A 24183-nucleotide genomic window follows, 5' to 3' on the forward strand; every position below is an offset into this window, starting at 1 on the left:
TCAGTGGCGCGCATTACTTTACGACAGCTTCTCGATCACGCTGCCGAATTTGGCTATGGCGTGCCGGCGTTCAATATCAACAATATGGAACAGGCGCTGGCGATCGGCGAGGCGGCCAATGCCGTGGATGCGCCCGTGATCATCCAAGCCTCGCGCGGTGCGCGGCAATATGCCAACGACATCATGCTGCGTCACATGATGGATGCGCTCACCGAAATCTATCCGCAGGTTCCGATCTGCGTGCATCTCGACCACGGCAACAATGCTGCGACCTGCATGACGGCGATCCAGGCCGGCTTCACCTCGGTGATGATGGACGGTTCGCTCAAGGAAGACGGCAAAACGCCGGCGGATTGGACTTACAATGTGGGCGTCACGAAGGACGTCACCCATATGGCGCATCTTGGCGGCATTTCGGTCGAAGGCGAACTCGGCGTTTTGGGCTCGCTTGAAAGTGGCGAGGGCGAGAAGGAAGACGGCCATGGCGCCGAGGGCAAGCTCAGCCACGATCAGTTGCTCACCAATCCGGAAGAGGCGGTGAAGTTCGTGCGCGAAACCAAGGTCGATGCCTTGGCGATCGCCATGGGCACGTCGCACGGCGCCTACAAATTCACGCGCAAGCCCGACGGCGACATTCTCGCGATGAATGTGATCGAGGAAATCCACAAGCGCCTGCCGAATATGCATCTCGTGATGCACGGCTCGTCCTCGGTGCCGCAGGATCTGCAGGACATCATCAATCAATACGGCGGCAAGATGCCGCAAACCTGGGGCGTGCCGGTTGAGGAGATCCAGCGCGGCATCAAGCACGGCGTGCGCAAGGTAAATATCGACACCGACAACCGCATGGCGCTGACTGGCCAGATCCGCAAGATCCTGACGGAAAATCCGGGCGAGTTCGACCCGCGCAAATATTTGAAACCGGCGCAAGAGGCGATGGTCAAGCTGTGCAAGCAGCGCTTCGAGGAATTCAGCACCGCCGGGCAGGCGAGCAAGATCAAGAAAGTCTTGCCCACGAGCGAGATGGCGAAGCGCTATACCAAGGGTGAGCTCGATCCGAAATTCGGGTAAGGTCGAGTCGGCGAGGGCTCGCAATGACGGCGAGCGGCGAAGCGGTCAAGAATACACGAGAGCATTTTGCTATTCTGAAAGAACGCGCAAAATTCTCTAAAATCTTGTCCGCGGGGTTAAAAACTTCCGCAGCGTCGACCGTATGTGATCGGCATGCCGTGCGCCGTCCGGCAGTTCTACGATCGGCTCATAGGTTTGTAAGCCCAGTGGATCGCTCGCCGGGCGATAAGGCAAAAAGACCCTGACCGGATTGCCTTTCTTATAATCGATCGCGGTCGCGATGAGCGCGTCGCGCTTGCCTTCAGCCGTCGTGATGAAGCCATCGATCACGACGATCGCCCGCCGTTCGCGGTGGTGCTGCAAGGCCAACCAATGCATGGCCGCTTGCGCCCCATCTTCAAGCTGCTCCATCGCAAAAAAATGCCGGTCTTCTGCCGTGCCGCTCCAAAAGCTCGACTTTTGCGAAATGCCCATCGGGATGAAGGTGTTTCCATGCTGAAGCAGGAAAATGGAATATTCGAGCCAGCGGCCTGCGAAGGCGGCGATGTCTTCCTTGAAGGCGCGATCCTTGACGAGTTCCATGCTCTACCCCCGATTGCCTGTCTCAGTTTGTTTTGCATATTTCGCAGCTCTGAGCGGCGGCGGCCTGGGTGGCCACGGTCCCAGATGGGCGGCTTCAGTTTGTTTTCACAAATTGCGGGTTGGCCGCGGCGCTGGGACCGCGGGCTTCCAGCCCGCAACATTCCTGCGATGTGCTGCAAGGCCGGTCGTTGAAGGCCGTTTCGCGTCACACGGGACGGTCGGCCTTTCGGCCCAAAGGTCTTCAGTTTGTTTTGCACATTTTGCTGGCGTTCTACCGGCCTACGACCGGGACGGTCGCGGTCCTTTGCCGGTTTCACTTTGTTTTGCGATTTTGCCTCGCGCCGGCACAGCGCCTCATATTCCGCGAGCGTTTGCCGGTTCTCTCGGAGCAACGCCTGGGCAGCGCGCAGACAGGCGCGAAACGCCTGCGTGTGCAGGCCGGTCTTGGTCGCGTTGCGGGCGGCCTTGGCCTTGCCGGCCGAGGTCCTCGGGCCGGTGCTTTTCAGCCATGGCTTCAAAGTCCGAGCGCGTTCTGCCTGTGCTGCCCGCCGTTCCGCCGTCCAAGTCCCAGCCATGCCCGCTCCCGAAAGCGTTCACTATATGTTCTTTATGGCTTTTGTCAAATGTCTGTCGGTGTGGGCTGTTGGCTCAGCGCGGCGGCTCGATTTGCTGCAACCCGCCGCCGCGCCATCACCGCAACGGTTAATAGTAGGGACCTGGATACGCTGGATATACCGGATACATTTGATCGTCGGGATCCGGATACATCTGATCGTCCGGGTTCGGACGCACCCGACGGGTGGGACTCGGACGCCTATGGTCGGCGACATCCGAATACATCTCATTATCGTCCTGCGGCGGCTCTGATGGCGCGTTCGTGGTCAGGACCACCACTTTGGTTCCCAAGGGCACGCGGCGGTAGAGATCGATGATGTCCTGGTAAATAAAGCGGATACAGCCGGACGAGACATTGGTGCCGATCGTCCAGGGTTCGGAATTGCCGTGCAGGCGGTAATGGGTGTCCTGGCCATCGCGGTAGAGGTAAAGCGCGCGGGGGCCGAGCGGGCTGTCGGGGCCGCCGGGAAGGCCCTTGGCATAGGGGCCGTAGCGCTTCGGCTCGCGCGCGACCATGTCCGAGGTCGGCGTCCAGCCGGGCCATACTTCCTTGCGCCCGATGGTCGCCGTGCCGCGGAAGTTGAAGGCCTCCTCGCGCCCGACGCCAACGCCGTAGCGGATCGCGCGGCCGTTGCCCAAGACAAAGAAGGCAAAAAATTCGGCCGGATCGACGATGATGGTGCCCGGCCGCTCATGGGTGGAATAATCGACTTCCTGCCGGAAATATTGCGGGTCAATTTGCGTCAAATCGACTGCGGGAACCGGAAAGCGCTCGTCGTCGATTTCGCCATACATGGCGAGATAATAGGGGTCGATGGCGGGGTTCGCCGGTACCGAGGCTTGCTGGCCATAGCGATTGCTGGCGCAGCCCGCGAGCAACAGGGGAGTTCCGATCAAAAACGACCGCCGGGTCAACATCATTTGCAGCCTCTATGCGCCGACAAATCCGGATCGATTGAACATATTCAACCGATCGGCGTCCGAGCGCCACGGGTTATGAATGTCAAAACTTGGCGGCATGGGCGCCAGATGAATTGACCATGATGCATAGTTTAGTGGTGGAGGATATTTGCACAGTCAAGCATTTGCGCGGGCCGCATTTACGATTCTACGCTCGTGTTGCCAATGGGATAGCATCCTGGAATTTTGATCCAAAGCCGCGTCGCGGGTATGGCGAACCGGTTGTCCATAGCGGCATGAGATTTTTTGGCGGAGCGGCGCATTCCGCTCTTTCCGCGGCGCCCTATACTCATGCGATGATACCTACGGACGGGGAAAGGGCTGGATCATGGATCTGAAATTGAAGAACAAGCTTGCTTTGGTCAGCGGCAGCACGGCGGGCATCGGCCTCGCCATTGCCACGGCTTTGGCGCAGGAAGGCGCGCGCGTCATCGTCAATGGTCGCACCGAAGCGGCGGTGGATGCCGCCGTGCACCAGATCCGCGCCCAGACGAATGGCGTCGCGCATGGGTTTGCCGGCGATCTGAGCCGCGCGTCGGTGGCCGAAGATCTCGCCAAGGTTCATCCCGGCATCGAGATTCTCGTCAACAATCTGGGGATTTTCGAGCCGAAGCCGTTCGAGGATATTCCGGATGCCGATTGGCTCAAATTCTTCGACGTGAACGTGCTGAGCGGCGTGCGGCTGGCGCGTTTGTTCCTGCCGGCGATGCGGCAAGCGAATTGGGGCCGCATCATCTTCATTTCGAGCGAGAGCGCCGTCCAGATCCCGGCGGAAATGATTCATTACGGCATGACGAAAACCGCGCAGCTCGCCGTCTCGCGCGGCCTCGCCGAAGCGGTCGCCGGAACCGGCATTACGGTGAATAGCGTCTTGCCGGGACCGACGCGCTCGCGCGGCGTCGGCGATTTCGTCGAGGCGCTTGCGAAAGACGCTGGGCAGTCGTTCGAAGACTTCGAGACCGAGTTTTTCACCCGCGTGCGGCCGACCTCGCTGATCAAGCGCTTCGCGTCAACCGAGGAAGTGGGGTCGCTGGTCGCCTATATCGCCAGCCCGCTTGCCTCCGCGACCACCGGCGCCGCTTTGCGGGTCGATGGCGGCGTGATCAAGAGCGCGTTCTGAACCGGAACGCTTCAGCCTTCGCGGTAGTAGTAGCTGTAGCCGTTGAGCGCCGGTGCACCGCCGAGATGGGCGTAGAGCACTTTCGAGCCCTCAGGGAAAAAGCCCTTGCGGGTGAGGTCGATCAGGCCCTGCATCGATTTGCCTTCGTAGACCGGGTCCGTGATCATGGCTTCGGTGCGTGCGGCAAGGCGGATCGCTTCATTGGTCTCATTCGATGGCACGCCATAGGCCGGATAAGCATAGTCCGGATTGATGACGATCTCGTCCTCGCGAATCTTGCGGCCGAGCCCAACCAATTCCGCGGCATTGTCCACGATGCTGCGCACCTGCGCCCGGGTTTGCTCGAGCGTACCCGAAGCGTCGATGCCAATCACTTGGGTTGCGCGGTTCTGTGCCGCGAAGCCGACGATCATGCCGCCCTGGGTCGAGCCGGTGACGACGCAGACGATGATGTAGTCGAATTTGAAGCCGAGCTCTTCCTCCTGCGTCGCCACTTCCTCGGCAAAGCCGATATAGCCGAGCGCGCCGTATTTATGCACCGACGCGCCGGCGGGAATGGGATAAGGCTTGCCGCCGGCATCCTTGACCGACCGGATCGCATCCTCCCAGCTCTTGCGGATGCCGATGTCGAAGCCGTCCTCGACAAGCCGGCTGTCCGCGCCCATCAGGCGGGTCATCAGGATATTGCCGACGCGGTCGTAGACCGCATCGTAATGCGGCACCCATTTCTCCTGGATGACGACGCATTTCATGCCGATCTTGGCGGCGGTCGCCGCAACCATGCGGGTGTGATTGGACTGAACGCCGCCGATGGAAACCAGCGTGTCGGCGCCCGAAGCGATGGCGTCCGGCACGATATATTCGAGCTTCCTGAGCTTGTTGCCGCCCATGGCGAGGCCCGAATTGCAATCGTCCCGCTTGGCATAGATCTGCACCTTGCCGCCGAGCGCTTCCGTGAGCCGCGGCAGATGTTCGATGGGCGTCGGGCCAAAGGTGAGCGGGTAGCGTTCGAATTTTTTCAAGAGGGACATCGGGCCGGCTCCGTGAGATTTCGCGAAGGGAAATTAGCCGAAAAGGCGAGAAAGGTGCTCTCTAATTTCGGCTGTAATATTTCCTTCGAGACCGATAAGAATTAGAGTTATGTGGATATTATCTCGTCAAAAAGGCGATAGATGAAAGAATCTTCCACAACGGATCTTGATCGCATCGACCTCAATATCCTCCGCGCCCTACAGTCCGATGGACGATTGACGAATGCCGAACTGGCCGAACGCGTGAACGTCAGTCCCGCCACCTGCCACAGGCGCACGCAACGCCTGTTCGACGAGGGTTTTATAACCGGCTTCCGGGCGGAAATCGCGCCGGCCTCGGTTGGCTTCGGCGCGCTCGTGATGGTCGGTGTCGTGCTCGACCGCTCGACGCCCGAAAGTTTCGCCGCTTTCGAGGGCGCCGCGGTCAAGTTGAAACATGTGCTCGAATGCAATCTCGTAGCCGGCGACTTCGACTACCTGCTGAAAATCCGCGTCCGCGACATGGCGGACTTCAACAAGCTGCACGGGGAGAAACTGATCGCCTTGCCGGGCGTCCGGCAGACGCGGACCTTCTTCGTGATGAAAGAGGTCAAGGACGATGCGCGCCTGCCGTTCTGATGCCGCCGAGCGGCCTTACATCGCCCACAGGCTCTCGCCGATCAGCCACACGCCGACGCCGAAGGTGAGAACGTAAATCACCGTGTAGAAGCTTTGCGCGTCGACGCGGCGCACCAGCCACACACCGGCGAGGGTCGAGACGACGGCAATCGGAAACAGCGCGCCGGAGGTTTCCAGATTCTCGCGGGAGAATTGACCGAGCAGCAGATAGGGCAGGACCTTGAGCCAATTGACGATGGCAAAGCAGATCACGCTGGTGCCGACATAAATCTGCGGCGCCAGTTGCTGCGGCATGACATAGACCTGGAACGGCGGCGCGCCGGCATGGGCGACGAAACTGGTGAAGCCGGTGAGGCCGCCCCAGAACAGGCCGCGCGGCACGTCGGCCGCATGCGGCTTGAGTTCGCCGGCGATGCGCTGCCGCCAATAGGTGTAGATCACGAATCCGGCCGCGATCAGCCCGACGACGAATTTGACCTCAGTGTCCTGGACCTTGGCCGCCAGCGCATAGCCGAGGATGACGCCGGCGAGCGCGCCGGGGATCAGAATCGCAAGATTGCGCCGGTCCCACGTGCTTCGATAGGCCCAGACGCTGACGACGTCCTGAATGATCAGGATCGGCAGCATGATCGCCGCCGCCTTGACGGGGGAGACGGCGAGGGACAGGAGCGGCATCGACAGCACGCTCAGGCCGGAAAACCCGCCCTTCGACACGCCCATCAAAATCACCGCCGGAACTGCGAGCAGATAGAATTGCCAATCGGTGATCATGAATGGGCGATGTCCGTTCGGGGGGCGTCAAAATTCTGATGGCCTACGATTGCCTTAAACACCGTTCTTGCGCAATCAATAGGGGATGCGACGCTGCCGTAAGCAGCGCGCATATCGGGAGGAATGGATGGCCAGTCATTATGCAGAAACCTATGCCGCGTGGCAGCGCGATCCCATCGGTTTCTGGGCCGCGGCGGCAAAAGACATCGATTGGATCAAGCCGCCGAGCCGGATTTTCGATCCGGAGGCGGGCGTCTACGGCCATTGGTTTCCCGATGCGACCTGCAATACCTGCTGGAACGCCGTCGACCGGCACGTGAACAACGGCCTCGGCACACGCGTCGCGATCAGCTACGACAGTCCTGTCACCGGGGCGAAGCGCAAGATCACCTATGCCGAACTGCAGCACGAGGTCGCGACCCTCGCCGCCGTGCTGCGCGATCTTGGCGTCGATACGGGCGACCGTGTCCTGATCTATATGCCGATGATTCCGGAAGCGGTGTTCGGCATGCTGGCCTGCGCGCGGATCGGCGCGGTTCATTCCGTGGTGTTCGGCGGCTTTGCGTCGCGGGAGCTCGCCACGCGCATCGACGATGCCGCGCCCAAACTCGTTCTCACAGCATCCTGCGGCATCGAACCCAATCGCGTCGTGCCTTATAAACCGCTGCTCGACGAGGCGATCAGTCTTGCCACGGCCAAGCCCGATGCGACGCTGCTTTATCAGCGCCCGCAAATGGAAGCGGTGCTGCATGCGCGCGACCACAATTGGGCCGACCGCGTTGCCGCCGCCAAAGCGGCGTCGCATACGGCGCCCTGCGTCGAGCTCAAGGCGACCGATCCGCTCTACATTCTCTATACGTCCGGCACGACCGGCAAGCCGAAGGGCGTGGTGCGCGACAATGGCGGCCATATGGTCGCGCAGAAATGGACGATGCAGAATTTCTACGGCGTCAAATCCGACGAGACGTTTTGGGCGGCCTCCGATATCGGCTGGGCGGTCGGCCACTCGCTCACCGTTTACGCGCCGCTGCTGCACGGCTGCACGACCATTCTCTTCGAGGGTAAGCCGGTCGGCACGCCCGATCCGGGCACGTTCTGGCGGATTATCGAGGAAAACAAAGTGGTCGCGCTGTTCACGGCGCCCACCGCCTTCCGCGCCATCAAGAAGGAGGATCCGGAAGGCAAATATGTCGGCCGCTACGATCTTTCATCTTTGCGCACCTTGTTTCTCGCCGGCGAGCGCTCCGATCCGGACACGATCGCCTGGGCCTCGCGGCTGCTCAATGTGCCGGTCGTCGACAATTGGTGGCAGACCGAGACGAGCTGGGTGATGGTGGGCAATCCGGTCGGCATGGGATTGTTGCCGATCAAGCCCGGCAGCGCCAGCGTGCCGATCCCGGGCTATGACGTGCAGGTGGTGGATGAGGCGGCGCATCCGGTTCCAGCCGGAACCATGGGCTCCATCGTCGTGAAATTGCCGCTGCCGCCCGGATGCCTGCCGACCTTGTGGCAGCAGGACGAGCGCATGCGCGAAAGCTATCTCTCCGAATTTCCCGGTTTCTATAAAACCGCCGATGCCGGGTATCGCGACGCGGACGGCTATGTCTACATCATGGGCCGCACCGACGACATCATCAACGTCGCGGGCCATCGCCTCTCCACCGGCGGGATCGAGGAAGTGTTGGCGTCGCACCAGGATGTGGCGGAATGCGCGGTCATCGGCATCAAGGATCCGCTCAAGGGAGAAGCGCCGTGCGGTTTCGTCGTGCTCAAGAGCGGCGTGCGCAAGCCGCCGGCCGAAGTGGAACGCGAAGTCGTGGCCTTGGTGCGCGACAGGATTGGCCCCGTCGCGTCGTTCAAGATCGCCATCGCCGTCAACCGGCTGCCGAAAACGCGTTCGGGCAAGATCCTGCGCGGCACGATGAAGAAAATCGCCGATGGCGACGCGTGGACGATGCCGCCGACAATCGACGATCCGGCGGTGCTTGGTGAGATTACGGATGCGTTGAAGGGACGTGGTTTATCGGAGTAGAGCGCGCCCTTCTCCCGCATCACAAACCGGGTATACCCGGTTTGTGCGTTTAAGATGCTGAACTCGGGCAAGCCCGAGTTCAGTGCCGGAGAAGATGCCGACCGAAGGGAGGCAGATGAGGGACAATCGACTGGGTGAGCTCTAAACGCCGTCGCAGCACTGGCCGTCTTGGCCATTGCCGCTCAGCCAGTCGCATCTCCCTCTGGGAGAAGGCCTTGGCGCTCTCGCGATCTGCAGCATCGCTACGGAGATCGGCATCGAAGACGCCTGCGGCCACGGGGATGTGGCGGCTGCGCGACGCTCGATGGAGGCGCTGCGGTTTGTCGGCGATGCGATTGTGACGGATGTGAGTGGGTTTGTTGCGGCGGTTGGGGGGCGGGGGTGACGCAGAGGCCGCCATTTTGCTCTTTACCTCCTTGGAGACTTAGAGAAGCGCGTGGGCGACAGGCAAAACATGCGCCAGGACCGCCCCTGAGCGACGTCGCCTCCATCATCTCGCAAGGCCTTCGCAGCGATAGACGGGATAGACAGCAAGGGCTCCGCCCAAGCCGCGTCAATCCAGTCCTGCGATACAGCGAGATAATCGATTGGCTCGACACGCGTTGCGTCGGCGACAAACAAAGTTTGGTCGTTACCCGTTAGATTGTGGTAAGTCCTTCGGTGTGGAAACCACAAGTTTTGACGTAAGGCGTGATGGGCGGCTTCGCTGTCCCTATAGTGCGCTTATACTCCATCGGCCAAAAGTATATATTGATTGAGAAGGCCTTATAGAGGGCCATGCATTATTGCATCATGCTGAGCCTGCAGACAGTTTTTGATCTGAAGATGGGGGGAGAAGATATGGCGGAAAGCTCGTCACCTAGCGCCAAGTCGTTGGACGGAGGAACCAAAGAGCAAAGCGGCAAATCTGCGTCTGCGCCGAGGAAGATTCCAGGCAACTTGCCATACTTGCCGGCGAGTGGGACTCTGAAAAAAGCGCTTGATCGGCTTATTGAGGCGGCACGGCCACCAAAATTCAATCCCGATTTCTTGGAGAATGTACTAAAGCTAAAGGGAGGCTCTGCGCGAAATACTATCCCAATTCTAAAGCGAATGGGCCTGCTGACAAGTGAGGGCGTGCCAACAGAGCTTTATGCTAAATTCCGTACCGAAAGCGGCCGTGGAGAGGCGGCCCTTCAGGCTTTGCGAAATGGCTTTCCCGAGATTTTTAAACGCAGCGAGTATGCTCATGCGGTCGAAGACAACAAACTCCGCGACATAGTTATGGAGATTACGGGTCTCAATGCGACCGATCCGGTTGCTCAAGCGATCCGCAACACGTTCAAGGTAGTTAAGTCCTTTATCCCTCCTGGCTTTGAGAAGGTTAGCGGCGCGGAGGAAGAGATTATCGATGAGATTACTGGTGGTGCCGACGTTCTTGGGGTGGGCAAAGCAGCTGGGACGGGAAGCGCCACCGTTTCGGGAGCAATTGCCCGGGATCGCACAATCCGAAACGAAATCGGATTAACATACAACATAAATATTGTTTTGCCTGAAACCTCTGATCTGAAGGTTTTGAACGCGATTTTTCGAAGCATCAAAGAGAACTTAATGTAATGACTACCGACGATCAGATTCAGTTGTTTGTGCTCAAATGCGCAGCGGTTAAGCTCGCAGTCGATGAAATCAATCCAGGCGCCGCAGTTGCTCGTACGCCGCCATCAGATGCTGAGGCAACGATCAAATCGTCTGTGGCGCAGTTTTCTGCAGATGTACGTGAGAATGCAGTTCGGATGGCGGAATATTACAAGCTGTTTTACATGCTTGAAAACGACATTCGGAAACTGATTGATGAGACGTTAGCCGAGGCTTACGGGCCCGATTGGTGGGACGTGCATGCTCCAAATACGGCGAAGGACGAGTGCAAGGCCAATCAACAGCGGGAACAAGAAGCTGGATTCACGGCACGTTCTGACAGCGAGCTTGATTACGTCACTTTCGGGCATCTGGGAGACATCATTCGACACAATTGGACGTTGTTCGGCGGCATTTTGAGTAATCAGAAAGCCATGGGGAGGGTAATGTATTCGCTTAACAATTTGCGGGGGCCGATCGCTCACTGCGGAATCTTGGCAGAGGATGAAGTTGATCGGCTCAAGCTCACGGTGAAAGATTGGTTTCGTCTTTTAGAAGGGCCGAAGTAATACGCGCGGAATAGCATGGGCTGCGGTCTGGGAAAGCTGAGGCAGAACGATGCCGCGCGAATCCCGCTCCCGCAAAACGGGAGAAGGGCGTGTGGGGTGAATTGAGGCCCGTTAAATCAGCGCAATCCCTGCCACCAGGCGGCCGTAATCCGCTTCCTTGCGATGGGTCATGCGGCGATAGCTGTAGAAATCTTCTTCGTTCGAATAGGTATCGAGATTGAGATTGATGAAGGCGCCGATGCCTGTGCGTTTGGCGCGGGCGACGATATAGGCTGGCAGATCGAACATCGCGTGATCCGGCTTCGCCGACGCCATGAAATAGCTCTTGTTGCTGGTGTCCGCTTCGAGAAAACGCGCGATGAATTCGGGGCCGACTTCGTAAGATCCGGCGGCGATGGTTGGGCCGAGCACGCCGTGGATATTTTCGCGCTTTGCGCCGAGGCCGACCATGGCGTCGATGGTCGCCTCGATCACGCCGGTCAGCGCGCCGCGCCAGCCCGAATGCGCGGCGCCGATCACGCCGGCCTGCTTGTCGGCGAAAAGCGAAATGCCGCAATCGGCGCCGGTGACGCCAAGGCCGAGGCCGGGTGTGGCGCTTGCCAGTGCATCGGCGCGCGGGCGCTCGATCCAGGGCTTGTCCACGGCAACGCAATCGGGCGAGTGGACGAGATAGGGCAGCAGGAAATGATCGGCTTTGACCCCGAGATGCTGCGCCATAAGCGCGCGGTTTTGCGCGACGGAGTCCGGCGCATCCTGCGATCCGGCACCGCCGTTCAGGCTCGCATAAACGCCGGTCGAGACGCCGCCGCGGCGGGTGAAGAAGGCGTGATTTATGCCGGGCGCGGCGAGCGAGTCATGTTTAATCACAGGCAGCATGGGGCTCTCAGAACAAATCGTCTTTGATTTCGAAACCGGGCGAGGACTGGATGCTCGGCTGTGTTACCGCCAAAACTTTAAACAAATTGCCCATGTCGGTTTCGCCCGTCGCCGTCAGACGCTCCAAGGCGCTGTCGACGTCGGCGGCTTGCGCCGGGTTGGCGCGCCGCTTCAGGATGTCGGCGCGCTGGCGGATCCCGAGCGAGACGAGAAAATCGTGTTGCGTCACAGGCCCGAGGACATTCGCGCCCTTGGCATTTGCCGCGCGGACGAGGGCGGCGAAATCGACATGGGTGGTCAGGTCGGCTTCGCCCGGCTCGGCCAGCGGGTCGACATAGTCGTGCGCTTTCATCGCCTGCAGCGTCTCGCCGGTCTGCGTCCGCGTATGGCCGTAATCGATGATCAAGGCCGCACCGCCCTGGGTGGCGATCCGGTCGGCCAAGGCGGTCATCAGCCGGTAGCCGATGGCGCCGACTTCCAGAATTTCCCCCTCCGGCACGTCGGCGTCGATGAGCGGTTCGGGCGTCGCGGCGAGGCCGAAGATCAACTCGCCTTCCTCACCGAGGCCGACCAGGCGCTCGCGCCAGCCATCCTCCACGCGGACGAAATGCCGGACGGGCAGCGCGTCGAAGAACTCATTGGCCAAGATGATCGCCGGTCCTTGCGGGATATGGCTCACATCGTCGTGCCAATTCGCCAAGACGCCCGCCTGGCGCATCGTTTCTTCCTGGGCGGCGCGCAATACTGGGCTCGTTTCGACGAAATGCACCGAGGCTGCCTGGATGAATTCCGGCGCGATCTTTGCCGCGCGCAAGGCGTCCTGCATCAAGGTGCCGCGGCCGGGTCCAAGCTCGATCAATTTCACATGTGGCGGCGCGTCGAGCCTGTCCCACATGTCGACCGCCCAGAGGCCGAGCAATTCGCCGAACATCTGGCTGATTTCCGGGGCGGTGATGAAATCGCCGCGGGCGCCGAGCGGATCGCGGGTGATGTAATAGCCGTATTTCGGATGGCCGAGGGCCAGCGACATATAATGTTCGAGGCTGATTGGTCCGTCATGGGCGATGATTGCGCGAATTTCGTCGCGCAGCCCGCCGCTTTGCACCTCGCTCATACAAGCTCCCGCTCGCGGGCCCGGTTCCGATTGGCGTTCCAGATGAGCGCGGCGCCGATGAGGATCATCGGCAGCGACAGAACCATGCCCATCGTCAGCCATTCTCCCAGCTTCTCGGAAACCGGGTCGGGGTCGCGATATTGTTCGACAAAAATCCGAGCAAGACCGTAGCCGATGCCGAAAATCCCGGCAACCGTGCCGGGCCGTTGCAAGGCGCCTTTACGGATGGCGATCACCAGCACGACGAGCAGCACGATGCCTTCGAGCGCCGCCTCGTAGAGTTGGCTCGGATGACGTACCAGCCCGTCGCCGAGGGTCAGCCCGGTTTGCGGATCGATGAACACCATGCCCCACGGCATCGTCGTCTCGCGTCCCCACAATTCCGGTTTGATGAAATTGGCGAGGCGGCCGAAAAACAGGCCGATGGGCACGACGGCGGCACAAATGTCGCACACGACGAGCATCGAAGCCTTGTACTTCCGTGCGAACAGAAAGATGCCGATCGCCACGCCGATCAGGCCGCCGTGAAAGGCCATGCCGCCGTGCCAGAGTTGCAGCGCTTCAAAATAATGGCCATGCAGCCATGCGTCGCGATAGATGCGGAAATCGTAGAAGAACACGTCGCCGAGCCGACCGCCGAGAATCGTGCCGAAGGCGGCATAAACCAGGAGGTCGTCGATGCTGACGACGCTCGGGTGTGGGACATTGCCCCAAAGCCGGTCATTCTTGACGAGCGCGCGGGCGTAAATCCAGCCGATGAGCAGTCCGGCGATATAGGCGAGCGCATACCAGCGGATCGGCAGCGGCCCGATATAGGGGAAGGGAATCTCGAACGCGACAGGGTCGAAGACGGGGTAGGGGATGCCTTGAGTCATGCGGCGGTTTATAGAGAGAAATTGCGACAAAACAAAAGATTCGTGCGCCAGGATTCCGCCATTAGGCGCCTCTTGTGGGCCGCTTGCGTCATCCCCATGTTTTTACCGGCGGCCTATGCTATAGGGCGAAGAAATTGAAGGATAGGACCTATGACCCAAACCCGTGGCCGCATTTTCGATGATTTCGCCCGCCTGATGACCGATGCTGCCGGCGTCGCCGAAGGCGCCCGCCGGGAAGTCGAAACCCTCGCCAAAACCCAGTTGGAGCGCGTGCTCGCAACCATGGATGTGGTTTCGCGCGAGGAATTCGAGGCGGTTAAGGACATGGCGGCCAAGGCGCGCGACGAGAACGACAAGCTGGCGGCGCGAATTGCCGCGCTCGAAGCGAAGCTGCAAAGCGGGGCTTAAAGTCTCACGCGGCGCCTTCTCTCTCAGTTACAGAGACGCGCCCGATCCATAAATTTGCCAAGCGGCGTGTCGTGCAGGGGCGCGCAGACGGGGGCGGCTGTCTGCTTGGCGACATCCGTGTGTCCCTGCGTCGCCTGCGTGACGGCGAGCCAGCCACGCACGCTGTCCCCGAATAAAGGCGCCAAGACCGCCCGCATGACCTGAAATTTCGCCAGGGCCTGCGTGGCCGTCGTTTCCGCGCCATCGTAATCGGCCTTGTCGAAGAGCGCGAGAGACCGCCAGAAATATCCGCGCGGGTCGTCCGGGTAGTCGTGCATCAATTGCTCCGCCCGGGCGAGTTGCAGGTCATGAGTCGCCGGGATTTTGGCTTGTGGAATTAAACGCTCCGCCAGACGGGTTTCGGCGATGAAGCCGTATGTCCCATATCCAGCATAAGCGCTGCCCATGAGGCCGAGCAGGCCTATGGCGACGGCGCCGATCCGGAATTTTGGATAGAGTTCGGTACGGCTCCAAACCGCATATAAGATCAGTCCGAGAGCTGCGCCGGCAATGGCGCCGCCGAGATGCGCGCCGTAATCCACCTGCTTGCCCGCCATTGCGGGAAACAGCGGCAGCAGCGACGTGATCAAGACCTGCAAGGAATTGCTCTGCATGCGCGATCGCACGATGCCGTGGGGAAAGTGGTAGCTGACCACGAAACCCGCCGCGAACAAGCCCATGATTGCGCCCGAAGCACCGACGGTGACGATATTCGGCGACATGAGCATCAAGGAGAACAGGCCGCCGACGAGACCGCTGATCACGAAAATGGCGCCGTACCATGCGCGGCCGACATAGGGCTCGAACATCCGGCCGACGAGATAAAGCGCGTAGCTGTTGAATCCGAGATGCAGGAGACCGCCGTGCAGGAGCGGCGCGGAAAACAGCCGATACCATTGATGTTCCGCAAGAACCAGACGCTGTCCGGACGCGCCGAGCGTGACAAGGGTCTTGATGGTTGGATCGGCCGCATTTGACGGGTCCAACAGTGCTTCGACGCCATAGACCAGGAGCAGAAGTGCGAGCAAAATATAGGTCAGAACTGGCGGTGCCGATGGCGCCATCATGGCCGGTGCCTGCGGGATCAACTCGCTTTGGCTCATCCGCGGGTTCGTCAGGAGCGCGCGAATAAAGCCGCCTTGAAAAATCCGTCGCAGCGGATAATTCGCCCAGAGCGTCCGGTCGAACGTATCGATATGCCAGGAGGCGAGGACGACTTTGTCGCGAATAGCGCGCCGCTTGATCGGTCGCAGGCGCGCCTTGTCGGCCTCGGACGTCGGTTGCGTCGATGTTTCGATGATGTCGATTGGAACGGCGAGTTTCGAGCGCCCGAATGTTCCGGCGTATCGGGTGCAAGCCTGGCCGATTTGCTGCAAGCGCTCGAGCGGAAGCGAGAATTGTTTGCCGGGGTGGGCCTCGCCGTCCACGATGCCGATGATGTGAAAATGCAGGCCGTCCGACTTGGTGACGATGTAATCGCACGCCTCGGCCAATTCCTGCGCCTCGGGGACGGTGCCCGCGACGAAACTTTTCTTGGCGATATAGGCGTGGGCGAGATAGCGGGCGAAACTCTCGGGGGCGCTGGCGGATTGGTCCAAGGGAACACCTTAAAAAATGAGCAGCGCACTATGGCATCACCTTCCGTCGGGGCAAAACGCTTTGAATGGGTGAAAGGCCGTATCGTCTTGGTGCGAACGCATGGCTGATCGGCTGCCGCCGCAGCGAGCCGGGATTGCGGGCTTTGGAAATGCGCTGATTCTGTGGACGAATCGATGGGGGCAATGGACGCGGGGCGGCGAATCTTAAAGTGTCGTTGTCATGCGTTGCGGCTTCGAGTGAGTTGAGCCGGGCGCGCCGTCCCCGCGAGAACCGCTTTATGTCGCTGCATTCCATTGAGCCCGAAATCGAACGTGCGGAGCACCCGCTCGATGTGGTGGAGCGGCTTGCCGACCGGCAGTCCTGGCTCTTCGATCGCAATGGCGACGACGAGATCGCCATGCAGGTGACCGGCCGTTGGGCGACCTACGATGCCGCCTTCACCTGGCTGGCGGATGTCGAGGCGCTGCATGTGGCCTGCGGCTTCGACTTGAAGGTTCCGGCCTTGCGCTGGAACGAGGTGCGCGCCCTCATCGCCTTGATCAACGAGCAGATGTGGGTCGGCCATTTCGATCTGTGGCCATCGCAGGACGTGGTTCTGTTCCGCCATGCGCTTTTGCTCAGCGGCGGTGCCGAGCCGAGCAGCCGGCAATGCGAGAGCGTGCTCAACACCGCGCTCGAGGCGTGCGAGCGCTATTATCAGGCCTTTCACTTCGTGCTGTGGGCCGGTAAGTCAGCGCGCGAAGCCCTCGATGCGGCGATGTTTGAAACCCAGGGAGAAGCGTAATGGCCGGATTGCCGAACTCTCTCGTGCTGATGGGCGCAGGCAAGATGGGCGGCGCGATGCTCGAAGGGTGGCTTAAGCTCGGCGTGAAAGGCCCGTCGGTTGCCATTCTCGATCCGTTTCCGGCGCCATCGATGCTTGACCTGTGTGCGGCGCATGGGGTCAAGGTCAATCCCCCTGTCGCCGAGATTGCGGGGCCGGAGGTGCTGGTTCTCGCCATCAAGCCGCAGATGCTCGACGAAGGGGCGGCGATGTTGATGGAACTGGCGGGTTCCGGGACACTGGTCGTCTCGGTGATCGCCGGCAAGACGGTCGGCAATCTGGCGGCGCGTCTGCCGCAGGCCACCAAGGCAATCGTGCGGGCGATGCCGAACACGCCGGCTGCCGTCGGGCGCGGCATGACGGGCTGCTGGGCGAATGAAGCGGTGAGCGCCGACCAACGCGCGATCGCCGATGCCTTGCTGACCTCGATCGGCCGCGTTGAATGGGTCGACCAGGAGGCGCTGATCGACGCGGTCACGGCGGTGTCCGGTTCCGGTCCGGCCTATGTCTTCTATCTCGCCGAGGCGCTGGCCCAGGCGGGCGAAGCCGCCGGCCTGCCGGCCGATCTCGCCATGCGCCTTGCGCGGGCGACGGTCGAAGGGGCGGGCGAACTGATGTATCAGGACCAGGCGACGCCTGCGGCACAATTGCGGCAAAACGTCACCTCGCCGGGCGGCACCACGGCGGCGGCGCTGCAGGTTCTGATGGCGGAAGACGGTCTTGCGCCCTTGATGCGCCGTGCGGTTGCAGCCGCACAGCGGCGTGCGGGCGAATTGTCAGGTTAAACGGCATGACGCCCGTGCGAGCCGAAATAAAGCCACTTTGATTGCCGAACGTCGCGCCCTAAACTCTGTGTATCACGCAGGAGGCAATCATGGCCCAGAAACGGACCGCACCGGATGACACATCCGCCTCGAAGGACGCGCGCTCCCGCATCATCGAGGCGCTGATGAACTTGGCGGCCAATCAGCATTGGGATCATTTCACATTGAGCGATGTCGCCCATGAAGCGGGCGTGTCGCTGGCGGAATTTCGCGATCTCTTCCCCTCGAAAGGCGCGGTGCTCGGCGCCTTTTCCCGGAAGATCGATCATCAGGTGCTGGCCGGCACGACCCATGATCTCGACGACGAGCCCAAGAAGGAACGGCTGTTCGACGTGCTGATGCGGCGGCTCGATGCCTTGGCGCCCTATCGCGGCGCGATCAAGGAGATCCTCGCCAAGTCGCGGCGCGATCCGTTCTTCGCCGCCGCGCTCAATCAGGTGGCGGTCAACTCGCACCGCTTCATGCTGGAGGCCGCGGGGATCGACGTCGAAGGTCCGGCCGGCGCCATGAAGATTCAAGGTCTGGTGTTCGCCTGGATCCGCGTCCTCGACGTGTGGGTGCATGACGATACGTCCGGCCTGGACCGCACCATGGCCAAGCTCGACAAGGAGCTGACGCGCGGCGGCCACATGGCCCAGCGCGTCGACGATTTGCAGCGAATCACCGCACCGCTGCACGCCTTCGCCAGCGCAGTCTTCGACACGAGCCGCCGCTTCCGCCGCCGTGCCAGATACGAGCGCGAGCCGAAGGACGACGACAAGGACAAAGACGCGGCGTGACTTTCAGCCCTTCTCGCTTCCGCACAGAACTCAGGCTTGCTTGAGTTCAGCGTTAGGAATGCACAAACTGGGTAGACCCGGTTTGTCATGCGCGGGAAGGACTTTTTCACCAACTCCCTCATCTTCCAGGACGACGACGTGACCGATTTTGTGCGGGCTCAGCCCATTGCCTTTGACGATTTTTTGAAAGTCGATATCCGTGTCGGGACGATCGTCGCCGCCGAAGCCTTTCCGCAGGCGCGCAAGCCGGCCTACCGGCTGACCATCGATTTCGGTGAAGCCATCGGGCGCAAGAAATCCTCCGCCCAGATCACCAAGCATTACACGCCCGAAACATTGATCGGCCGGCAGGTCGCCGCCGTGGTGAATTTCCCGCCGCGCCAGATCGGGCCTTTCATGTCCGAGGTTCTGACCCTCGGTTTTCCGGATGCGGCGGGGGAGGTGGTGCTCATTGCGCCCTCGCTCGGGGTGCCGAACGGCGGCCGCCTCTATTGAGGCGTTCTTTTTCCGTGAACTTCCAATCGTTTGCCCGGTTGTTGCGGAGAAGAGCGTTTTTTGCCGCTTGAACCCTTGCGATACGCCAGCGGCCGCATTATGGTCCGCGCCGCTTCGGTCCCGATGGGCCGGTTTTGGGGTGTAGCCAAGTGGTAAGGCAGCGGATTTTGATTCCGCCATTCCCTGGTTCGAATCCAGGCACCCCAGCCACATCATCTTGTCATTCATTGAAATGGTTTAACTTATGTCGGTGGCAGGGAATCCCGGTCCGGCGGCTAGAGCATTTTTGCGATTCTGAACGAACACAAAATGCTCTAACCCGCTATGGGCAATCTCACCGTCACCAGCACTCCGCCTTCCACGGCTTTGCCGAAGGTGATCGAACCATCGTTCTGGGCGATGATTTCACGGGCGATGGCAAGACCGAGGCCGCTGCCCTGGGCCGTTTCGTCGAGCCTTTGGCCACGCTCGCCGATCCGCGCCAGTTCCGCCGGGGTGAGGCCCTTGCCGTCGTCGCTGATCGAAATTTCGGCCTCGTTGCCGATCCGGACCGCTATGACCTTGACCTGAGTTCTGCTCCAGCGCGTCGCGTTCTCCAGGAGGACGCCCATCAGTTCGATAAGATCATGTGGGTCGATGTCCAGAACGATTCCCTCGTCCGATTCGACGTTCCATTTGAGGTCTTCGCCATCGCGTGTCCTTTGCAGCACGTTGATCGTGCGGGCGAGCGCCGTGTCGAGCGGAGCGTTGAGAACATGGCTGCGCGTGCGTAGCCGCAGCCGTGACAGTCGCAACTGATAGTCGACGCGATCGGCCATTTCATCGGCCAGGTCTCCCACGAGTTCGGCGGTCTCGGTGTCACCCTTTTCGCGCAAGCGGTCGGAGAGCGCCGCCAGCACCGAGAGCGGAGTCTTCAACCCATGCGCGAGATCGGCAGCGCGGGCGCGCGCAAATTCCATCGATTTTTGCTGAGACGCCAACAACGCTTCCACTTCGCCAACGAGTGGCATGACTTCTGAAGGATAGCTGCCGGGAACCCTGTCGGTCGTACCGTCTCGGATCGCCTCGATACCTTCGCGCAGCCTCGCCAAAGGGCTGAGGCCGATCCGCACCTGCAGCCAGGCCGCCAATATCAGCGCCATGCCAAGGATCAGCAGCGCCAGCGCCAATTCCTTACTGAACTGCGCAATCGAAAGATCGAGTATCGCGCGATCCTCGGCGATGACGATGCGATAGGTCTTTGTTCCTTCCGGAACAGAAAACTGAGTCTGAATGGCGAGCGCCAAGAGCGATTGTCCGCCAGGGCCGGCGATCGTCGTGAACTGTTCGCCGCCGGCCGCGGTCGCCGCACTGCCGTCAAGCACCGAATCCCAGAGCGAGCGAGAGCGAATCACCTGGCCATCGTTGATGCCTTCGACCTGCCAATAGACCCCGCTCAGCGGAACCTCGTAGCGCGGATCAGGCAATGATTGCGCGAGTGCCGGCGAACGGGGTGCTTGCGCATCGATCGCGGCGACCAGCCGAGCCAGGCTGGCTTCAAGATTGACCCTGACTGTTCGCTCGACATTGGCTGTGAATAGATAGGCTATCGCACCGCCGGCAATCAGTAAGGCGAGGGTGACCCAGCACGCGGCTCCCACCAACAGGCGGAGCCTCAGCGACCGAGCACTCAAGTCTCGTCCCCGCCGAGCATATAGCCGAATCCCCTGCGGGTCTTGATGATGTCGCTGCCCAACCGCTTGCGCACCCGCCCGACCAGCACCTCGATCGAGTTGGAATCGCGTTCAAAATCCTGGGTGTAGAGATGCTCCGTAATCTCGTTCTGCGACACCACGCGACCGCGCTGATGTGCGAGATAGGCCACCAGTTTGTATTCCTGCGGGGTCAGCGGAATCGGCACCCCAAAGCGTGAGATCTGCATGGCGCGGGTATCGAGGACGAATTCGCCGATCTCGACGCGTGACGATGCAAATCCCGCGGCCCTGCGAATAAGAGCGCGGACGCGGGCCATCACTTCCTCGATCTTGAACGGCTTCACGACATAGTCGTCAGCGCCGGCTTCGATGCCCTCGACCCGTTCGTCCCATTGGCCTCGCGCGGTCAGGATCAGCACGGGCGCCGCGCGCCCGGCCTTGCGCCAGCGCTTGAGCACCGTCAACCCGTCCAGCGAGGGCAGCCCGAGGTCGAGGATGATGACATCGAACGCTTCGGTATCGCCACGGGCCCAGGCGTCCTCGCCGTCGGAAGCTATCTCCACCACGAAGCCCGCCATCTGCAGCGCGGCATTAAGCGATTGCGCGATTCGATTATCGTCTTCGGCGACCAGAACGCGCATGGCCTATTCGATCCGTGCCAACATGCCCGACTGGGCATAGTAATAGAAGACGCGCACCTTGCCGGTGGCTTCGAGGATCGTCAATCTGTAGAGAAGCGTGGCCTTGTCATGGGCAAGCTGGACATCGACGATTTGGCCCTGCGTCAGTCGCCTGGCAGCGACAATGATCTGATCGAGCGGCAGCGCCTGTTCGGTTCGCACGGCTTCCAGCGCTCTGTCCTGCTCCGGTTCGGCATTCTCGGGAGTGGTTGGCGCGGTAGCTTGTCCGGAGCCTGGACCTCCTGGCCCGGACGATTGCGGCGGGCCAGACGGCGCACCGGGCGGGCCGCCGGGCCCGCCCGGTGCGCCGCTGGGGCCACCTGGGCCGCCGGGACCGGCAGCTTGCGCCGACGATGTCAGCGACTGTCCAAGTAACATCGCCCAGATCAGTATCACCAGCAAAAAGGGGCGTGCGACAAGCGGATTCATAATCGCAGAAGCTACCAGATTAAAGCTGAACATTTGCTGACATGCGGCTCACGGATCTGTCAGCGGGCTCTTGCTAGGGTTGACCCACTTTAGGCGCTCTGTTGCCCAATTGTATACACAAAAGAGACAAGCATGAAAATCCGAACAATGGCCGCGACGCTGCTTTGCGGTTGCGTAATTGGTATTGTCGGCCCCGCCCTTACGCACACAGTGGGGACGGAGCCGGCGGGCCTGGCCGCGGCCATGGTACTGGAGTTGGCACGCCGCGGCAGGGAATTGTTGATGTGGTTCCTACCACGCGCGTTGCCGGGACCAATCAATATGGCGATTGCCTCTACGGTTTTGAACGCTGATCGTTGGGCCGTCCGCGGCGCGCCGATGTAGTCGGTACGCTATGGCAGTTGGCGCAATCGGAGACCGCCGAAGACTTCGATCTTCGCTTTGGCCCGCGCCACAAGCCGATAAGAATAGAGAAGTTTCGGCGCTAACCGCAACCATCTCCAAGATTTGTTGAGACACACCCGTTCTCGCGCCGGGTCCGTTGGCGCGCGCAAATACATCCAGGAGCCGATATGATGGCCGGCGACACACAAGCATTCGCACTCGCTGCACAAACGTTCACGCCAGGTTGGCGCACACGGATTTTTCCCTATGCGGCATATGCCGAAATGGCAATCGCGTTGATCGAAGCGATCTCGAACGCAGAGATTGATCATCATCTCGCTTACGAAGCTAAAGTCAAAAAAAAGAACTGCCGCAACGGTTACTGGAAGAGGTCTATATGGAGCGATGTCGGTGAAAAGATCGTCGTCCGCATGCCGCGCGATCGTGCGGCCCGGTTCGAACCGCTGCTGATCCCTTTCTATCGGCAGCATTTTTACGGTTTCACCGATCGTATTTTGACTGCTTATGCGCATGGCCGTCGGCTCAACGAGTTCGACGATATCGTCGCGGATTTGTATGATTTTCAATTACCGCGGGATCTAGCGCCGCGCGTTATCGACGCCGTGCTTCGCGTTGTCCGCGAATGGCAGAGCCGGCGCTTGTCTTCGACCTATCCTGTCATGCTGTTCAGTCTATTGCCGACGACGGTGCGCGAGCGGGAACTGACGAGATCGCGCCCGGTGCATGTTGGCTTAGGGGTGCGGCCGGATGGGACAAGCGAGCTCTTGGGGCTTTGGGTCAAAGAGCCGTCGGGCGACGATTTGTGGACGCAGGTGACGACCGATCTCGCCGACCGCGGCGTATCACGGATCTCACTTGTCGTGACCGACGAGATACAGGACGCCGATCCTTGCCCACATCCTGCGCTCGATCTTGCCGAGATCGGCCAATGCAACATCGACAGGGTTTGCCATATCGACGATTTGAAATCGCTGCGCAGAAGCCGCGAGATGCATTCGGCAGTGCTTTAGCATCCTTGCCGATCGTGTGAGACGTCGCCGTGAGAATCTCTCGAAATAGAAGAGCCAATGGCGATGGGCAGCGGAACACTTACGGCGTGTCGCAGGCCGAAACCACCGACACCTCATTCAATCTACAACTTGTCTGGTCAAACGGGGGCCAACTCGAAGGACTTGATGACTATGATGACCTTTTCCAGAACGCAATACTCGGTGGAGAACGCCACAAACGCCAGTCTTGCAGATCAAATTCGGGGCCTCGGAGCTTGCCACGGAATATCCTGCCCGACAGATCCGCATGGCCCCTGGGCAAACAAGATGGCGGAACTGGCGGGCGAAGAAGTCAGACTCGATCAGGTCGAGTCGACACTCTTGGAATTGAGCCGCATTGGCGTTCTGACAAGCGAAGAGCGGCTCGCGTTGCATCGTGCATATTTGGATGAACTCAACCGCCACGGCAGCTCGATCGGGCACTTTCCAGCCGTGTGATGCTTTCGCGTCGCAGCGCGGATCATCTTGAAAAACTGTTCTGCTCCGCGCTTCCGCGGAGCGGATTTCTCTCTCACCTTCGCTTCCTTCTGTCGAGCCACGATGAACCAAACGACATCCCACTCGGAGGCAACGGAACAATCGTCCGCTTCCGCAATCTTGAGCGCAAAGATCCAACGGATTGCTGCCCTGACCGAAGAGCGTCTCGTCAAAGTTGAAGAACGAGCGATGCGCGCGGAAGCGAAACTCGCGTCGATCGAAGCGCGGCTCGCTGCCCTATCGGCACATCCCACGCCAAACAGCACGTCTTGGCGCATCGGTGCGCCCCTTCGGCTCCTCGGCACGCCTGCTCGCCGTCCGAGCTCGGCCATCCGGGAAAACCGCCTGGCCAGTGGCATCAAGCGGCGCGTCAAGGCGCTGGTGAACCACGTTGCACGTGTCATTGCGCGGCACCCTCAAGCCAAGCGCTTGGCGATCGCCGCATTGAGCATGCATCCTGTCCTGCATCGTCGCATCCGCGCAATGCTGGCCCCTCCATCAACATACGTAGAGGCAGGTGGTACATCGCCCCTGAACACTTCGCCGGATTGGCGCCCGCTCACCTTTGACGATCTGCCCCCAGAAGCGCGCCGGATATACATCGCGCTGCGTGCGGCGACACAAGGTTAGAAGG

25 protein-coding genes and 1 tRNA gene are annotated in these 24183 nt (G+C 60.6%); 15 read left to right on the plus strand and 11 right to left on the minus strand.

Annotated features, from left to right (window positions below; translation table 11 throughout):
• Positions 1-3 precede the first annotated feature (3 nt).
• Complete coding sequence (gene fba, locus V9T28_RS05125; protein ID WP_116401474.1) at positions 4-1071, plus strand: class II fructose-bisphosphate aldolase; 1068 nt, start codon at positions 4-6, stop codon at positions 1069-1071.
• A gap of 96 nt (positions 1072-1167) precedes the next feature.
• Here fba and V9T28_RS05130 read toward each other — a convergent pair whose 3' ends face one another.
• Together V9T28_RS05130 and V9T28_RS05135 are read right to left on the minus strand one after the other, a co-directional pair.
• Entirely contained in the window at positions 1168-1653 is a 486-nt protein-coding gene (locus V9T28_RS05130; RefSeq protein ID WP_116401475.1) for a hypothetical protein, read from the minus strand.
• Between the two features lie 702 nt (positions 1654-2355).
• A complete protein-coding gene (locus V9T28_RS05135; protein ID WP_245424136.1) occupies positions 2356-3165 on the minus strand; it encodes a L,D-transpeptidase in 810 nt (269 codons plus the stop codon).
• A gap of 391 nt (positions 3166-3556) precedes the next feature.
• Here V9T28_RS05135 and V9T28_RS05140 point away from each other — a divergent pair, with 391 nt between their 5' ends.
• On the plus strand, positions 3557-4348 hold the full coding sequence (locus tag V9T28_RS05140) for an SDR family NAD(P)-dependent oxidoreductase (RefSeq protein WP_116401477.1): 792 nt from the start codon (positions 3557-3559) through the stop codon (positions 4346-4348).
• Between the two features lie 11 nt (positions 4349-4359).
• On the opposite strand, the gene V9T28_RS05145 is transcribed toward V9T28_RS05140, so the two are convergent.
• Positions 4360-5379 (minus strand): 1-aminocyclopropane-1-carboxylate deaminase, encoded by a 1020-nt coding sequence (locus V9T28_RS05145; RefSeq protein WP_116401478.1) that lies wholly within the window; start codon positions 5377-5379, stop codon positions 4360-4362.
• Between the two features lie 141 nt (positions 5380-5520).
• On the opposite strand from V9T28_RS05145, the gene V9T28_RS05150 reads away from it, so the two are divergent.
• Positions 5521-5997, plus strand: coding sequence for an Lrp/AsnC family transcriptional regulator (locus V9T28_RS05150; protein ID WP_116401479.1), 477 nt, complete (start codon positions 5521-5523; stop codon positions 5995-5997).
• 15 nt (positions 5998-6012) lie between these two features.
• On the opposite strand, the gene V9T28_RS05155 is transcribed toward V9T28_RS05150, so the two are convergent.
• Positions 6013-6768, minus strand: coding sequence for a sulfite exporter TauE/SafE family protein (locus V9T28_RS05155; protein WP_116401480.1), 756 nt, complete (start codon positions 6766-6768; stop codon positions 6013-6015).
• A 127-nt stretch (positions 6769-6895) separates the two neighbouring features.
• Between V9T28_RS05155 and V9T28_RS05160 the strand changes: the two genes are divergently transcribed.
• From V9T28_RS05160 to V9T28_RS05170, 3 genes are all read left to right on the plus strand, one after another.
• On the plus strand, positions 6896-8800 hold the full coding sequence (locus V9T28_RS05160) for a propionyl-CoA synthetase (RefSeq protein ID WP_116401481.1): 1905 nt from the start codon (positions 6896-6898) through the stop codon (positions 8798-8800).
• Positions 8801-9592: 792 nt separating this feature from the next.
• Entirely contained in the window at positions 9593-10396 is an 804-nt protein-coding gene (locus tag V9T28_RS05165; protein WP_147306455.1) for a DUF5343 domain-containing protein, read from the plus strand.
• Positions 10396-10983 carry a Swt1 family HEPN domain-containing protein gene (locus V9T28_RS05170; RefSeq protein ID WP_116401484.1) on the plus strand — a complete coding sequence of 196 codons (588 nt, stop codon included), beginning with the start codon at positions 10396-10398 and terminating at the stop codon, positions 10981-10983. Before V9T28_RS05165 ends, V9T28_RS05170 begins: the two co-directional genes overlap by 1 nt.
• A gap of 111 nt (positions 10984-11094) precedes the next feature.
• Here V9T28_RS05170 and pgeF read toward each other — a convergent pair whose 3' ends face one another.
• From pgeF to lgt, 3 genes are read right to left on the minus strand one after another with little or no spacing between them, the layout of a single operon-like run.
• Complete coding sequence (pgeF, locus tag V9T28_RS05175) at positions 11095-11859, minus strand: peptidoglycan editing factor PgeF (RefSeq protein WP_116401485.1); 765 nt, start codon at positions 11857-11859, stop codon at positions 11095-11097.
• Between the two features lie 7 nt (positions 11860-11866).
• On the minus strand, positions 11867-12973 hold the full coding sequence (locus tag V9T28_RS05180) for a class I SAM-dependent methyltransferase (protein ID WP_116401486.1): 1107 nt from the start codon (positions 12971-12973) through the stop codon (positions 11867-11869).
• Positions 12970-13848 (minus strand): prolipoprotein diacylglyceryl transferase, encoded by an 879-nt coding sequence (gene lgt / locus V9T28_RS05185; protein ID WP_116401487.1) that lies wholly within the window; start codon positions 13846-13848, stop codon positions 12970-12972. The genes V9T28_RS05180 and lgt overlap by 4 nt, the downstream gene beginning before the upstream one ends.
• 150 nt (positions 13849-13998) lie before the next feature.
• Here lgt and V9T28_RS05190 point away from each other — a divergent pair, with 150 nt between their 5' ends.
• Positions 13999-14256: an accessory factor UbiK family protein gene (locus V9T28_RS05190; protein WP_116401488.1), complete on the plus strand. Its 258-nt coding sequence runs from the start codon at positions 13999-14001 to the stop codon at positions 14254-14256.
• A 23-nt stretch (positions 14257-14279) separates the two neighbouring features.
• Here the strand turns inward: V9T28_RS05190 and V9T28_RS05195 are convergent, their stop codons facing one another.
• Positions 14280-15893, minus strand: coding sequence for a rhomboid family intramembrane serine protease (locus V9T28_RS05195; RefSeq protein ID WP_116401489.1), 1614 nt, complete (start codon positions 15891-15893; stop codon positions 14280-14282).
• A 278-nt stretch (positions 15894-16171) separates the two neighbouring features.
• On the opposite strand from V9T28_RS05195, the gene V9T28_RS05200 reads away from it, so the two are divergent.
• The 5 genes from V9T28_RS05200 (at position 16172) to V9T28_RS05220 (ending at position 19025) form a co-directional block, all read left to right on the plus strand.
• Positions 16172-16678 carry a YbjN domain-containing protein gene (locus V9T28_RS05200; protein ID WP_116401490.1) on the plus strand — a complete coding sequence of 169 codons (507 nt, stop codon included), beginning with the start codon at positions 16172-16174 and terminating at the stop codon, positions 16676-16678.
• Positions 16678-17502, plus strand: coding sequence for a pyrroline-5-carboxylate reductase (gene proC, locus V9T28_RS05205; RefSeq protein ID WP_116401491.1), 825 nt, complete (start codon positions 16678-16680; stop codon positions 17500-17502). Before V9T28_RS05200 ends, proC begins: the two co-directional genes overlap by 1 nt.
• A gap of 89 nt (positions 17503-17591) precedes the next feature.
• Positions 17592-18320, plus strand: a complete 729-nt coding sequence (locus V9T28_RS05210; RefSeq protein WP_116401492.1) for a TetR/AcrR family transcriptional regulator — start codon at positions 17592-17594, stop codon at positions 18318-18320.
• Positions 18321-18407: 87 nt separating this feature from the next.
• Complete coding sequence (locus V9T28_RS05215) at positions 18408-18815, plus strand: tRNA-binding protein (protein WP_116401493.1); 408 nt, start codon at positions 18408-18410, stop codon at positions 18813-18815.
• A gap of 135 nt (positions 18816-18950) precedes the next feature.
• Positions 18951-19025: transfer RNA gene (locus tag V9T28_RS05220), tRNA-Gln, on the plus strand.
• 104 nt (positions 19026-19129) lie between these two features.
• On the opposite strand, the gene V9T28_RS05225 is transcribed toward V9T28_RS05220, so the two are convergent.
• Genes V9T28_RS05225 through V9T28_RS05235 form a run of 3 tightly spaced genes read right to left on the minus strand, consistent with a single transcriptional unit; the run spans position 19130 to position 21567 of the window.
• The gene (locus tag V9T28_RS05225) at positions 19130-20488 is read right to left on the minus strand and encodes a sensor histidine kinase (protein ID WP_116401494.1); all 1359 of its coding nucleotides are present in this window, start codon (positions 20486-20488) and stop codon (positions 19130-19132) included.
• Positions 20485-21150 (minus strand): response regulator transcription factor, encoded by a 666-nt coding sequence (locus V9T28_RS05230; protein ID WP_116401495.1) that lies wholly within the window; start codon positions 21148-21150, stop codon positions 20485-20487. The genes V9T28_RS05225 and V9T28_RS05230 overlap by 4 nt, the downstream gene beginning before the upstream one ends.
• 3 nt (positions 21151-21153) lie before the next feature.
• Positions 21154-21567: a PepSY domain-containing protein gene (locus tag V9T28_RS05235; protein ID WP_199500175.1), complete on the minus strand. Its 414-nt coding sequence runs from the start codon at positions 21565-21567 to the stop codon at positions 21154-21156.
• Positions 21568-22190: 623 nt separating this feature from the next.
• Here V9T28_RS05235 and V9T28_RS05240 point away from each other — a divergent pair.
• From V9T28_RS05240 to V9T28_RS05250, 3 genes are all read left to right on the plus strand, one after another.
• Complete coding sequence (locus V9T28_RS05240; protein ID WP_116401497.1) at positions 22191-23033, plus strand: transposase; 843 nt, start codon at positions 22191-22193, stop codon at positions 23031-23033.
• Between the two features lie 165 nt (positions 23034-23198).
• On the plus strand, positions 23199-23510 hold the full coding sequence (locus V9T28_RS05245; RefSeq protein WP_339071826.1) for a hypothetical protein: 312 nt from the start codon (positions 23199-23201) through the stop codon (positions 23508-23510).
• Between the two features lie 102 nt (positions 23511-23612).
• Positions 23613-24179, plus strand: a complete 567-nt coding sequence (locus V9T28_RS05250) for a hypothetical protein (RefSeq protein ID WP_147306457.1) — start codon at positions 23613-23615, stop codon at positions 24177-24179.
• Positions 24180-24183 lie beyond the last annotated feature (4 nt).

Source organism: Methylovirgula sp. 4M-Z18, from assembly GCF_037890675.1.
GTDB lineage: Bacteria > Pseudomonadota > Alphaproteobacteria > Rhizobiales > Beijerinckiaceae > 4M-Z18.

Bases quoted from the DNA above. Each gene is read 5' to 3' on its own strand.
- V9T28_RS05190 (WP_116401488.1), top strand. From the start codon at position 13,999: ATGACCCAAACCCGTGGCCGCATTTTCGATGATTTCGCCCGCCTGATG.
- V9T28_RS05130 (WP_116401475.1), bottom strand. From the start codon at position 1,653: ATGGAACTCGTCAAGGATCGCGCCTTCAAGGAAGACATCGCCGCCTTC.
- V9T28_RS05240 (WP_116401497.1), top strand. From the start codon at position 22,191: ATGATGGCCGGCGACACACAAGCATTCGCACTCGCTGCACAAACGTTC.
- V9T28_RS05140 (WP_116401477.1), top strand. From the start codon at position 3,557: ATGGATCTGAAATTGAAGAACAAGCTTGCTTTGGTCAGCGGCAGCACG.
- V9T28_RS05170 (WP_116401484.1), top strand. From the start codon at position 10,396: ATGACTACCGACGATCAGATTCAGTTGTTTGTGCTCAAATGCGCAGCG.
- V9T28_RS05165 (WP_147306455.1), top strand. From the start codon at position 9,593: ATGCTGAGCCTGCAGACAGTTTTTGATCTGAAGATGGGGGGAGAAGAT.
- V9T28_RS05200 (WP_116401490.1), top strand. From the start codon at position 16,172: ATGTCGCTGCATTCCATTGAGCCCGAAATCGAACGTGCGGAGCACCCG.
- V9T28_RS05145 (WP_116401478.1), bottom strand. From the start codon at position 5,379: ATGTCCCTCTTGAAAAAATTCGAACGCTACCCGCTCACCTTTGGCCCG.
- V9T28_RS05150 (WP_116401479.1), top strand. From the start codon at position 5,521: ATGAAAGAATCTTCCACAACGGATCTTGATCGCATCGACCTCAATATC.
- V9T28_RS05160 (WP_116401481.1), top strand. From the start codon at position 6,896: ATGGCCAGTCATTATGCAGAAACCTATGCCGCGTGGCAGCGCGATCCC.
- lgt (WP_116401487.1), bottom strand. From the start codon at position 13,848: ATGACTCAAGGCATCCCCTACCCCGTCTTCGACCCTGTCGCGTTCGAG.
- V9T28_RS05230 (WP_116401495.1), bottom strand. From the start codon at position 21,150: ATGCGCGTTCTGGTCGCCGAAGACGATAATCGAATCGCGCAATCGCTT.
- V9T28_RS05215 (WP_116401493.1), top strand. From the start codon at position 18,408: ATGCGCGGGAAGGACTTTTTCACCAACTCCCTCATCTTCCAGGACGAC.
- V9T28_RS05235 (WP_199500175.1), bottom strand. From the start codon at position 21,567: ATGTTACTTGGACAGTCGCTGACATCGTCGGCGCAAGCTGCCGGTCCC.
- V9T28_RS05210 (WP_116401492.1), top strand. From the start codon at position 17,592: ATGGCCCAGAAACGGACCGCACCGGATGACACATCCGCCTCGAAGGAC.
- V9T28_RS05155 (WP_116401480.1), bottom strand. From the start codon at position 6,768: ATGATCACCGATTGGCAATTCTATCTGCTCGCAGTTCCGGCGGTGATT.
- V9T28_RS05180 (WP_116401486.1), bottom strand. From the start codon at position 12,973: ATGAGCGAGGTGCAAAGCGGCGGGCTGCGCGACGAAATTCGCGCAATC.
- proC (WP_116401491.1), top strand. From the start codon at position 16,678: ATGGCCGGATTGCCGAACTCTCTCGTGCTGATGGGCGCAGGCAAGATG.
- V9T28_RS05245 (WP_339071826.1), top strand. From the start codon at position 23,199: ATGACTATGATGACCTTTTCCAGAACGCAATACTCGGTGGAGAACGCC.
- pgeF (WP_116401485.1), bottom strand. From the start codon at position 11,859: ATGCTGCCTGTGATTAAACATGACTCGCTCGCCGCGCCCGGCATAAAT.
- V9T28_RS05250 (WP_147306457.1), top strand. From the start codon at position 23,613: ATGAACCAAACGACATCCCACTCGGAGGCAACGGAACAATCGTCCGCT.